The sequence below is a fragment of the Dolichospermum sp. UHCC 0352 genome, from assembly GCF_009711925.1.
Classification (GTDB): Bacteria; Cyanobacteriota; Cyanobacteriia; order Cyanobacteriales; family Nostocaceae; genus Dolichospermum; species Dolichospermum lemmermannii.
The window spans coordinates 21,941-33,895 of sequence record NZ_VIKY01000279.1 but is presented as its reverse complement, the minus strand read 5'-3'; the positions used below and the strand labels follow the sequence as shown (position 1 = coordinate 33,895).

General features: G+C 37.2%; 10 protein-coding genes. 6 read left to right on the top strand and 4 right to left on the bottom strand.

Annotated elements, in window-relative coordinates; translation table 11 throughout:
- A partial coding sequence (locus tag FJR06_RS20110; protein ID WP_168652132.1) for a DUF4351 domain-containing protein occupies positions 1–642 on the top strand: 642 nt, incomplete at its 5' end.
- A 42-nt stretch (positions 643–684) separates the two neighbouring features.
- Here the strand turns inward: FJR06_RS20110 and FJR06_RS20105 are convergent.
- Complete coding sequence (locus FJR06_RS20105; protein ID WP_168652131.1) at positions 685–1,302, bottom strand: hypothetical protein; 618 nt, start codon at positions 1,300–1,302, stop codon at positions 685–687.
- Between the two features lie 299 nt (positions 1,303–1,601).
- Complete coding sequence (locus FJR06_RS20100; protein WP_168652130.1) at positions 1,602–3,713, bottom strand: TIGR00300 family protein; 2,112 nt, start codon at positions 3,711–3,713, stop codon at positions 1,602–1,604.
- Between the two features lie 272 nt (positions 3,714–3,985).
- Between FJR06_RS20100 and FJR06_RS20095 the strand changes: the two genes are divergently transcribed.
- The 3 genes from FJR06_RS20095 to FJR06_RS20085 are packed head-to-tail and all read left to right on the top strand — an operon-like array spanning position 3,986 to position 6,587.
- A complete protein-coding gene (locus FJR06_RS20095; RefSeq protein WP_015080041.1) occupies positions 3,986–4,228 on the top strand; it encodes an antitoxin family protein in 243 nt (80 codons plus the stop codon).
- A 39-nt stretch (positions 4,229–4,267) separates the two neighbouring features.
- Positions 4,268–5,713, top strand: a complete 1,446-nt coding sequence (locus tag FJR06_RS20090; protein ID WP_015080040.1) for an AAA family ATPase — start codon at positions 4,268–4,270, stop codon at positions 5,711–5,713.
- Positions 5,697–6,587 (top strand): hypothetical protein, encoded by an 891-nt coding sequence (locus FJR06_RS20085; RefSeq protein WP_051155175.1) that lies wholly within the window; start codon positions 5,697–5,699, stop codon positions 6,585–6,587. Before FJR06_RS20090 ends, FJR06_RS20085 begins: the two co-directional genes overlap by 17 nt.
- A gap of 86 nt (positions 6,588–6,673) precedes the next feature.
- Here FJR06_RS20085 and FJR06_RS20080 read toward each other — a convergent pair whose 3' ends face one another.
- Positions 6,674–7,312: a peroxiredoxin gene (locus tag FJR06_RS20080; RefSeq protein ID WP_148764402.1), complete on the bottom strand. Its 639-nt coding sequence runs from the start codon at positions 7,310–7,312 to the stop codon at positions 6,674–6,676.
- 108 nt (positions 7,313–7,420) lie between these two features.
- Positions 7,421–8,857 carry a phosphoglucosamine mutase gene (glmM, locus tag FJR06_RS20075; RefSeq protein WP_015080037.1) on the bottom strand — a complete coding sequence of 479 codons (1,437 nt, stop codon included), beginning with the start codon at positions 8,855–8,857 and terminating at the stop codon, positions 7,421–7,423.
- A 210-nt stretch (positions 8,858–9,067) separates the two neighbouring features.
- Here glmM and FJR06_RS20070 point away from each other — a divergent pair, with 210 nt between their 5' ends.
- Together FJR06_RS20070 and FJR06_RS20065 are read left to right on the top strand one after the other, a co-directional pair.
- The gene (locus FJR06_RS20070) at positions 9,068–9,784 is read left to right on the top strand and encodes a heme oxygenase (biliverdin-producing) (protein WP_015080036.1); all 717 of its coding nucleotides are present in this window, start codon (positions 9,068–9,070) and stop codon (positions 9,782–9,784) included.
- A 202-nt stretch (positions 9,785–9,986) separates the two neighbouring features.
- Positions 9,987–11,879, top strand: coding sequence for a GTPase family protein (locus FJR06_RS20065; protein WP_168652129.1), 1,893 nt, complete (start codon positions 9,987–9,989; stop codon positions 11,877–11,879).
- Positions 11,880–11,955 lie beyond the last annotated feature (76 nt).

Below are 11,955 nucleotides of genomic sequence, written 5' to 3'. Positions count from 1 at the left end.
GGGGGATCTCGATTAATTCTGATACTTTTCAAACATCCTCTGAGATTAATCCGTACATATCAAGTTCCTGTTACTCAAGTCGTGATTTTCTTGCAAGAAACAAATGATCCAATTGTTTTTACTGAAGAATATGTTAACGAAACAACCAGACACCGTTATCGTGTAATCAGAATGTGGGAACAAGATTCAGATTTATTTCTCAATAATCTGGCATTATTACCATTAGCACCATTAACACAGACAAATTCACCTCAAAGCCTATTATCCCAGATTGCCAATAATGTTGCTAAAATTGCAGATAGGGAGACTAAACAGGATATTGCAGCTTACACAGAGATTTTAGCAGGTTTGCGGTTTGAGAAAGACTTTATTCGTCAATTGTTAAGTGAGGATATTATGCAAGAATCAGTCATTTATCAGGACATTTTGCAGAAGGGAGAAAGAATTGGAGAACAAAGAGGAGAAGTTAAATTTTGTCTACGTTTACTTAATCAACGGTTTGGGGAAATTGATTCTTTAATAGTTGAAAAAGTCAAAGGTTTACCTGTTGAACAGTTAGAAAATTTAGGTGCGGCGTTGTTTAATATTTCGGAAGTTGCTGATTTAGTCACTTGGTTAAATCAACAAGATCATCAGAACTAATAATTTGTGGGGTTGGGTTGCAAAACCCAACCTACTTGATAATTATAAATTTTTCATTAAAGCTACTAAAATTTTCATTAAAGTTTCTAAATCATTGGGTACACGATAAAGGTTTAGATCTTGAGTAATTTGTTTTGATTCACGATGTAAAATTACAAATTGCCAAATATTACCAATAGAAACTGCACCATAGAGGATAGGATGATCAATAATAGACCAATTATCAAAGGCAATTAATTCTACAGCTAATTGGACAATTCCTCTTTCTAAATCGGCATTTTTAGCTTCAATAACTAATAATTGATTGTCAGCTTTAATATAATAATCAACAACTCCTTTTAATTGATTATTGATATTCAACCCATACTCTACTTTAACTTTAGCATGGGTATAGTGAATTAGTTCCATAATTACAGGAGCAATTAAAAATTCTCTCCTGGCGGTTTCACTGGTTAAACTAATATAGGGTAAACTTTCTTCAATACGATTTTTTAGGTCTGTTAATCTTTCTAAGTTTTGTTGAGTTGTGGGTAAGGTAAGAGATTGTGATTGAAAGCTATAGCCAAAATATTCTATAATTTCATCTGGTTCATAATTCAATTTGAAATAATCAGCAAAGGTGTAGGATTGATTAGAATCAATTATTTGTATTTTTCCCATAATTCTATTTTTAACTCTTCTCGATAGGAAAAACCCGCTAATCCCCCCATTATACCTCCATAATTAACGGATATTCAAATTGAGAAGGTAAATCTTGTAAATGAAAATTATGATTTTTTTCTTTCTCCAATTCCAATAATACCTTAGCTTTGATAGTGAGTACAGGAATAAATGGTACTGCTTATATTATATTTCTCTGTGTCCTCTGCGCCTGGAGCGTGAAAAAAACTTCCAAACCAAAGACACAAAAACGCCCAGAAAAACCCTTTGCGTCTTTGCGCCTTTGCGTGAGATATTTCTTAACCTACATTAGCAACATAAGGACTTGTTAACTTATCCAATTGCTGAGTTAACAGACTGAGGAACAAACCCACATCAGTCACCACACCTACAGATTCTATTGAACCGCGATCGCTCAATTTTGTCACCACAGCCGGGTTAATGTCCACACAAACCATCTTCACACCAGCCGGAGTCATATTTCCCACCCCAATAGAATGCAGCATGGAAGACAGCATCAAAATCATGTCTGCACCTTCAATGATTTTAGAATACTCCTGTTGTGCTAAAATCAAGTTCATTTGGGTATCTGGTAACGGACCATCATCCCGAATTGAACCAGCGAGGGAAAAGGGGATGTTATTTTTCACACATTCATACATCACCCCACTTTTCACCACTCCCGCTTCCACAGCTTTAGCAATGCTACCAAAACGGCGGATAGTATTAATTACTTTTAAATGATGCCTATGTCCACCCCGGACAGCTACACCCCGCTTCATGTCCACACCCAGGGATGTTCCCAGCAGGTTTTGTTCCATATCATGAACAGCGATCGCATTTCCACCCAAAAGACCCTGTACATAGCCTTCTCGCACTAAGCGACAGAGATGTTCACCCCCACCTGTGTGAATCACCACAGGACCTGCCGTAACAACTACTTTACCACCGCTATCCTTAATTTTACGTAATTCCCAAGCCACCTGTTCCACGACTAATTCCACTCGTCTCTCGCTGGAAACTCCAGAAGACATAAAGCTGAATTCTTGAGAATTGCGTTGTTCGCGTGATTCGGCTTTGCGGACGGTGCGAATACCCAATACATCTACAACTACTTTGTCGCCGATTTCTAAATCCCGGAGGAGTTTGCATTTTGCTACTATACCATTAGCAGTTGTGGAAATAGCGATCGCCCCATCCATGCGTTGATTTTGCACCTTCAGCCATTCTCCATTTACCCTGACTTCAGTGGGATAAATCGTGCTGACATAGAAATCATCAGGAGCTACACCCGCTTGAATCACAGGTTCTAACTTAGAATCGCGCTCATCTTGGGGTAAATCAACCGCACCCAAATCAATCAACTGAGAGATAATTTCTTCCATTACATCGTGAGATGGTGCAGATACCCTGACTTCCGCCGCAGATGTACTTTGACGTTGTTCTCCCAAGTTGAATTTGAGAACTTGGAAACTTCCCCCCATTTCTACAATCAAATCTAAAGCGCGGTTAATCAAACCTGCATCTAGCAAGTGTCCTTCCATGCGAATGACACGACTTTCTACAGATACATTAGCGTGAATTTCCTCGCCAATAGGTTCTGTTACCCGCAAAGTCAAGCATTTAGCCGCCCCACCGGCTTTGAGAAATTCTGTTAAAGGCGTTTCAATGACTTGAAAACCAACTTCAGACAATCGTGATTTTAAACTCTCACTAGCTTTGTTCATAATCACGATGCTATCAACATTCACCGCATTACAAGCAAAGTTAACAGCATCAGCTTCTTCAATAGCAATCCGCTTTTCCGGTGCGACGCGCATTTCAATCACGCGGTTAGAGTAGGAATCAAACGCGCCAGGATAATACAGCAAATAACCATTTGCCAAAGGACAAAAGCAGGTATCCAGGTGATAAAAACGCTCATCCATCAACCGCAGAGAAATCACCTCAATGTCCAGCCATTTAGCCAGGTAGGGGTGAGAATCTAATTCTGACCGAAAACCATATCCAGCCCATAACCAGCGTCCTTCTCGGTCTAATAGCGCATCACCAGCGCCTTCAAAGGGGAGGTCTTTGGGAAGAGTGTAAACATTAAAACTATTTTGTTCAAACCACTGTTGAAAATACGGTTCTTCACCTTGGCGTTCTTTATGCAAAAAGCGGCTAAGAACAACGTTTTCACCAAGGACTAAACCCGCATTGGCACTGAATACCATATCAGGCCAGCCTTTTTCGGGAGGCACTAAATCAACAATGGCGTGATTTTTAATGACATTGTATAATTTATTCCATTGCTCTACGGCGCGATCGCGTGAGGACTTATGAATATTCCCTTCCATCCAAGGATTAATCACATAATCCACATCATAATGGTCAGGAGCGCACATCAAAAAACGAATTTGGGAAACCATAAAAATCTTGCTAATTTCTAAAATGCTACTAATGTCTTCTGGATACAGAGTTTTGGCGATCCAATTCTGTCAAATCTGCTACTTAACCTCTACCTTTTGTTCCTGGTAGGCTTTACAAGGATATCGTTATTATTCTATTACTGCTAGGGACAATGTGATAGGTAGGAGAGAAATGGTTGTGTTTGAATGCAATATTAACTTGTTAATTGATGGGTGATTCTGATTATTGGCTTAACTTGCTCTACAATAATTAAATTATGAAGTTTTCTATTATGCCCCCTACACTAAAAGCAATCTATCGTAACGGCACATTCATTTTGGAAACAGCCTGTAATTTACCTGAAGGTTCTGAGGTGGAATTACTCATCCAATCAAGTTCTGTTGTTTCACCTCCCATTTCAGATGTAGAAAGTAAACAACGTTTTCTCAAATCTCTAATTTCACGAATGCAGCAAAATCCGATTCCATTAAATGCACCTCATTTTACACGGGAGATGCTGCATGAAGGCTGTTAATACTAAAATGGTATTTTCTATTTGGAATATAGGCGAAAAATGAAAATCAAATTCTCAAACTTAGGTAGTATTCAAGAAACAGAGTTAGATTTGCGTCCTTTAACAGTAATTATTGGACTGAATAATTCAAATAAAACCTATATTGCCTATTCTACCTACGGTTTGTGGCAGCGTGCTAGAAGCAGTCTAAGCTTACGACGTGATAATAAATCAGAACTAGAACTTAAGCCCGAAGAACACGATAGGTGGTCGCTTAAAATAGATCATAACTTGCTTGATTTTTTTATCAGAGATATTGAAAAAACAGCAAAACGTTTTGGAGAAGACAAATATTTTGGTGTACAACAATTTTTTCAGGATTCAAGTCGTAAACTTTTCTCGACAACATCATTTGAAATGATAATTTCTCAACAAGAAGTAGAAGATGCTATCAATCAATTAATTCATAAAGATGCTATTCCTCTGACAGATGAAATTTCTCTTAAACTTACTCGTAAAGAGGATGTTTTATTCTTTGAAATTCAACCTAAAAATGAAGAACTAAGTAAAAATCAAACATTACATTTTACCAATAGATTTATCACCAATAGATTTATCTCTAGTGTTGCAGAAGTGCTTTTTTCTAATATTTTTCCATTTCCTGCTGAACGAAATGCGTTTATAAATATATATAAAATATTGGAAACTAAAAGATATAGAATTCTTAAACAAAAACAAAGAGAGTCATTTATCAACAGTACCTCTGAAGAGAAATTTGGCTTACCTCAACCGCTAATAGCAATAGATATCCGTTATCCACAACCAGTAGAAGATTTTTTAGATTTTCTATCTGAAATAGAACTTCAAGAAACAACCAAGATTAATTCAAGCAATAAAAACGAATTTCAGAAATTAGCAGATGAGATTGAAAAACAGCTACAAAACAAAAATAAAACTAATTTAAAACCTACTAAGCTAGGTGGAAAAGAAATAAAAGTTTTAGTTAAAAAAGGTTTAGAAATTGATCTATATAATGCTTCATCTTCTATCAGGCAACTTGCACCATTACTGTTATATTTAAGATATCGTGCAAGTAAAGGTGATTTTCTGGTAATAGATGAACCAGAGATGAACTTACACCCAGAATCACAAGCAAAGCTGCTGGAAGCATTATCTATTCTTGTTAATCTTGGTGTGAGAATTTTACTCACAACCCATAGTCCTTATGTTATGGCACATTTGAATAATTTAGTTAATGGTAATCATGAAAATCATGAAATATTAAAACGTCAATCTTCATCTTTATACCTTCAAGACGAAAGAGCATTTTTACATAAGGATAAAGTTAGTGCTTATGAAATGAAAGATAATAAATTAGTTTCATTAAATGATCCAGATTATGGTATAAGATGGGATACTTTAAGTGATGTTTCTGTAGATATACAACAAAAGTTTTTTGAAATTTATGAAGCAGGACAAGAAAAAGCAGATGAAACAGAAGAATAATCCTGCTCAAATTCTCAAAGACAAAAAAGATAAACTTGATTGGCAAAATTTTAACTTTCTAGAAAATCTCCTAGTTTTCTGTACAGTACCAGGAAGAAGCGTTCCTAAAGAAAGTGGAGTACATTTTCGGATAACTTTAGATTCTGAAAATCAAGCTATATGTATTTTGTTTGAAATAGATAGAAGAAATGATCCTCTTATTAGAAATCAAGCCTTAAAGCGTCCAGATTATATGTCTCTTTATCTTGATTCTAATTCTTGTATTTGCACAATTATTGAAATGAAAGGGAAGAATCACAACTCTTTAGAAAATGGAATTGAACAAATTTTAAAATTGAAAGAAATTTTACAAAATGAGATATCTAATCATTTACCTAGTAAACTAAAAATTAAATATCAAGGAATTTTATTAACTCCATATAATTCACAAATTCCATTTAAAAAAATAGCGGAGTTAGCTTCAAATGGCTTTATTATTTTACCTATTCAATATGATCATAAAGCCGAGTTATATCCTTATGTTTCAAAGTCAAATAAGATAACAGATAAGTATAATCATCAAGAAATTACTGAATCAATGGCTTTATTGATTGAAGATATTTTCACAAAAACAGCATTATCAAAACGTATAGAGGATGAATGTTATTCCAGAAATTTTGTAATTGAGAAGGATAGAAAAGGGATTTATATTAATTATTTATTACCAGATGCAACAAATTATATAACTTTATTATCGAATACAAAATTTACTGAAATTAATATAGATGAAAATGAATACAATGAGAAAATAAAAAATGAATTAGAGGCACTTAATCTGATAAATAGATTAGTAATAAAGTTTTTAAATAGGCAAATATCAGAGCCTAATAACTAACTTGTCTATTATACAATAAAACAAGTAATGGTGGGTTACACCGTTGCTAACCCACCCGACAATGAAATATTTACTGTTATGGAAACCTATTTGTTAGGTTGAGGAGTCATCCGCAAATAAGGTTTAATTTCTGCATAACCTTTAGGGAACTTAGCTTTGAGGACTTCAGGATCTTTCAAAGAAGGGACAATCACCACATCTTCACCATCTTTCCAGTCTGCGGGAGTAGCAACACTGTAATTATCAGTTAATTGCAGAGAATCAATGACGCGCAAGATTTCATCAAAGTTGCGGCCAGTGCTGGGAGGATAGGTGAAAGTCAGACGCAGTTTTTTGTTGTTGTCAATGACAAACACGGAACGCACAGTAACAGTAGCCGCTGCGTTGGGGTGAATCATATCATAAAGTTCAGAAACCTTACGATCTGGATCTGCCAAAATTGGGTAATTGAGAGTGGTGCTTTGGGTTTCTTCAATGTCACCAACCCAGCCATTATGAGATTCTACATCATCAACGCTGAGAGCGATCGCTTTCACATTGCGCTTATCAAATTCTGGTTTGAGTTTGGCAACTGTGCCGAGTTCGGTGGTGCAAACTGGTGTAAAGTCAGCAGGATGAGAAAATAGTACCACCCAGCTATCACCAGCCCAGGCGTAAAAGTCAATTTCCCCATGAGTAGAGGCTTGAGTAAAGTTAGGTACTGTATCACCAAGACGAAGAGTCATGTAAGATTCCCTGTATTTTAAGAAAACATCTATATTCTACCGTGACAGTATGACACAAAAGACCGATTACCCCATCGGGCTGTCGCGGTTTGCAACAAAATTTTAAGTTTAAGCCAGGTGTTGTTCAACTTTTGCAACTAATTCATTTGTCCAATGGTGGACAAGTTCAGCATTAGCGGCCTCTACCATAACTCTAATTACGGGTTCTGTTCCCGAAGCCCGAACTAGGATTCTACCATGATCACCCATTGCTACTTCGGCAATAGCGATCGCTTGTTGGACAGGTTGACAACTTTCCCATCCTAACCGTCGTTCCCGATCTAATACTCGCACATTCCGTAAGATTTGGGGATAGGTTTGGAAACTTTGATCTACCATTTCTCCCAAAGAAAGATTAGCCTCTTTCACCACCGCTGCAATATGCAAAGCTGTTAATAAACCATCTCCAGTCATGGCATAATGACTACACAGGATATGTCCCGATTGTTCTCCTCCCAACATTCCCCCAGTTTTCTGCATTTCCGCTTGCACATATTGATCACCAACAGCGGTACGAATTAATTTACCACCTATTTGTTCCCAAGCTCTTTCAAAGCCTAAATTAGCCATAACAGTGGAAACTATTAGATTATCTGGGAGTTGTTGTTTTTGTTGTAAATGGCGACCCCAAAGGTAAAGAATGTAATCACCATTAACGGATCTGCCCGTATTATCCACAGCTAAAACCCGATCTGCATCGCCGTCAAAAGCAAAACCCATATCGGCTTGATTGGCGACTACAGCGGCTTGGAGAATATCCAAATGTGTAGAACCGCAATTGACATTAATGCGATCGCCATCAGCTTCATTATGTAAACAAATGACCTCCGCACCCATTTCTGTAAATACCGCAGGTGCTAAACCCACCGCTGCACCCCAAGCTAAATCTAAAACAATCTTCATGCCTTGGAGAGTCAGTCCAGATGCTAAAGGTGTTTGGATAGACTGGCTATATGTTTTAATTAACTCTGTTCGTGAATAATGTCTGCCGCAATTATTTATGTTCAAATCGGGGGATAATTGACCTCGTAATCCCGCCTCAATTTCGCCTTGTAGGGCTTTAGATAACTTTCCACCCTGGGCATCAAAGATCTTAATTCCATTGTCTTCTGGGGGATTGTGGCTGGCGGAAATCATGATTCCCCCAATGGCATTGGTGATGCTGGCCAGATAGGCTACACAAGGTGTGGGGCATAATCCCAAATACCACACTTCTAAACCAGCAGCGGTTAACCCAGCACTCAAAGCCATGGCTAACATATCACTGGAGTTTCTGGAGTCTTGTCCCAGGATAATTGGTCCTAGATCAGTGGCATAATTACGGAGGACAATTCCCGCCCAAAAACCCACTTGTAAAGCCAAAGGTGCATTCAGTAAGTCTCCCACCTTGCCGCGAATGCCATCTGTACCAAATAAAGCGTTGGTTGGCAGTGGTATGGAATTGAACATCCCACTATTTTCAACTTCGGAAATGCAGCCTTGAGTTCGAGCCATTGATGAAACCATAAATTTAAAAACTCCACACAATCACACAGGAGAATAGCACTTTCTTCCATCATTCTTGACGTTAATAAAATGCCAAAGGAACTCATTGCTTAATTATTTTTAATATAAATTCTCATCAAATAGTTTTAATCTTACGTTTTAATGGGGTTTTTTCACCATTACGGACAGAAAACTTTCACAGTTAATTTTTTTACAGTTGAGAATTTTAATATGAGCAGCAATTTAGCAAGCAAATTACGCGTGGGTACAAAGAAAGCACACACAATGGCAGAAAACGTGGGTTTTGTCAAGTGTTTTTTGAAGGGAGTTGTGGAAAAAAACTCCTACCGCAAGTTGGTTGCTAACTTTTACTTCATTTACTCCGCTATGGAAGAGGAAATGGAAAAACACAAGCATCACCAAATTTTGAGCAAAATTTACTTTCCTGAACTTAACCGCAAGCATACCTTGGAGCAAGACTTAACTTACTACTATGGTTACAATTGGCGAGAGGAAATCAAATTATCTGCTGCGGGTGCGGCTTATGTAAACCGGATTCGGGAAATTTCTGCGACTGAACCAGAATTATTAATTGCTCATTCCTATACCCGTTATCTAGGTGATTTATCCGGGGGACAAATCCTCAAAAATATTGCCCAAACGGCGATGAAATTGGGTGAAGGTGAAGGAACTGCTTTTTATGAATTTGCAGATATTACCGATGAGAAGGCATTTAAGGCTAAGTATAGAGCCAATTTAGATGCTATGCCTATTGATGATACTACAGGCGATCGCATTACTGAAGAAGCAAATGCCGCTTTTGGTGTGAACATGAAGATGTTCCAAGAGTTGGAAGGTAATTTGATTAAAGCGATTGGCATCATGGTTTACAATGCCATGACTCGGAAACGGACAAAAGGTAGCACTGAATTGGTAACTGCGGAATAATGAATTGAGAAATATTCACTTTTTTCACAATATCTAGGGGTAACAGCCTTATGATTGTTTTCTATGAAGGAAAGCAACCAGAGGGAAGTTGCCCCTAAATTTTTATCACCTACCGTGAGTGTTATTTTCCTGGTAAATTTCCCTGGTAAAATAAGTAATAAATTACTAATCCAACATTCACAACCCAAAAAGTTATCAAACAATGATTCGTTTAAAACCCTGGCAATGGATAATCTTAGTTTCACCAATTGCGGTAATTATCTCCTTCCTTCTCATTTCCGCAGGAACGCAAATTCACGCTTGGGGATTAAGTTGGATTTGGGCTTTATTTACATTTGTATTTGTCGGTTGGCGGTGGTTGCTGGTACGCTGGACTAAACCGGCAATAAATCAAATTGAAGCTGTTTTTGCAGAAGTAAGAGAAGAATTAGAAACTACCACAGAGAATAATTTAGTCATCGAAACAGATAGGACTAAAGCAGTAGAAACCGCATTACAAAATATTATCACCGCAGCCGCAAATGATTTACCTATTTGGGAAGATTGGCAAACTTTTTGGCGAAGATGTCAAGACTTAGTAGTAGCAATTTCTCATATTTATAATCCTCAAGTTAAATATCCGCTTTTAAATATTTATATTCCCCAAGTTTACGGTTTAATTCGGGGTACAGTAGATGATATGGATCAATGGATGCAAAAATTATCTCCTGTTCTCAATCAAGTTACCGTTGGCCAAGCCTATCAAACCTATGAAGTTTATCGTAAATTAGAACCATCTGCCCGTAAATTATGGAAAGTTTGGAATTGGGCGCAATGGGTATTAAATCCTCTTACTGCGGTGGCAAAAAAAGCTAGTGAAGGTGTGGGAAATCGCGCTTCTCAGGAATTATTAATAAACTTGAGTCAACTATTAAGAGAAGCAGCTTTGCGGAACTTATGTAAACAAGCTATCGCTCTCTATGCAGGCACTAAAATTGAATTACCTACCCCCACCCTACCCCAAGTTAAAACCCAAACCCTGCGGGACATTCTCACCCAAGCTGAACCCCCGGAAATCGTTGCCCAAAAACCCGTAAATATTCTCATTATTGGGCGCACAGGTGCAGGTAAAAGTAGTTTAATTAATACTCTTTTTCAAAATGAATTGGCTGCGGTTGATGTTTTACCCAGTACAGATACAATTCAAAATTATCATTGGGAAACAGAAAATGGGGAAACTCTCAACCTTTGGGATACTCCCGGTTATGAACAGGTAAAACGGGAAGATTTGCGAGATTTAGTCATTGATTATGCTATTAATGCTGATTTATTATTATTAGTTACTCCAGCACTAGATCCAGCTTTACAAATGGATGTAGATTTTCTCCAAGATGTCAAATCAGAAGTGGCAGATTTACCGATTATTACCATTGTAACTCAAGTAGATCGTTTACGTCCTATCCGTGAATGGCAACCTCCTTATGATTGGGAAAACGGAGAAAAACCAAAAGATATTTCTATTCGAGAAGCGACAAAATATCGCCAACACCTATTAGGAAATTTTGCTAATTTAGTTTTACCAGTCGTTACAAATGACCCAAAAACTAATCGCAATGATTGGAATATAGAAGCCTTATCTTCAGGATTATTAGCAGCAATAGATCCGGCTAAACAATTACGACTAACTCGCTTTTTACGGAATTTAGAAACTCGCACCACAGCAGCAGCTAATATTATTGAGCATTACACATTTCAGATGACAACTACCCAAGGAATTGCTGCATTACTAAAAAGTCCCGTTTTGCAATTTATTTCCACATTATCAACAGGTTCTCCTACTCTTGCTCATTTACTCGCAGAACAAATACCCATTGAACAATTACCCATAGTAATTGGCAAATTACAAATGGCTTATGAACTTTTTCCCCTATTAAATATAGACAATTCCAAATCCCGCAACTTTGATTTATTATCTCTATGGCCATTGTTGTTAGAAAACCCATCTACACCAGGTCGTAATGCTTGGGCTTTTGGTCATGCTTTAATAGAATATTGGACGCAAGATTTAACAATAGAACAATTGCGAACTAGATTTGATTATTATCTTCAGCAATGAGAAATTAAGGATTTTTTATGTAATTCTTTTATCCGCTTGAGTAGAAATTATCACAATAAATATTTCGGAGATATCT

Bases quoted from the DNA above. Each gene is read 5' to 3' on its own strand.
- FJR06_RS20105 (WP_168652131.1), bottom strand. From the start codon at position 1,302: ATGGGAAAAATACAAATAATTGATTCTAATCAATCCTACACCTTTGCT.
- FJR06_RS20100 (WP_168652130.1), bottom strand. From the start codon at position 3,713: ATGGTTTCCCAAATTCGTTTTTTGATGTGCGCTCCTGACCATTATGAT.
- FJR06_RS20095 (WP_015080041.1), top strand. From the start codon at position 3,986: ATGCCCCCTACACTAAAAGCAATCTATCGTAACGGCACATTCATTTTG.
- FJR06_RS20090 (WP_015080040.1), top strand. From the start codon at position 4,268: ATGAAAATCAAATTCTCAAACTTAGGTAGTATTCAAGAAACAGAGTTA.
- FJR06_RS20085 (WP_051155175.1), top strand. From the start codon at position 5,697: ATGAAACAGAAGAATAATCCTGCTCAAATTCTCAAAGACAAAAAAGAT.
- FJR06_RS20080 (WP_148764402.1), bottom strand. From the start codon at position 7,312: ATGACTCTTCGTCTTGGTGATACAGTACCTAACTTTACTCAAGCCTCT.
- glmM (WP_015080037.1), bottom strand. From the start codon at position 8,857: ATGGTTTCATCAATGGCTCGAACTCAAGGCTGCATTTCCGAAGTTGAA.
- FJR06_RS20070 (WP_015080036.1), top strand. From the start codon at position 9,068: ATGAGCAGCAATTTAGCAAGCAAATTACGCGTGGGTACAAAGAAAGCA.
- FJR06_RS20065 (WP_168652129.1), top strand. From the start codon at position 9,987: ATGATTCGTTTAAAACCCTGGCAATGGATAATCTTAGTTTCACCAATT.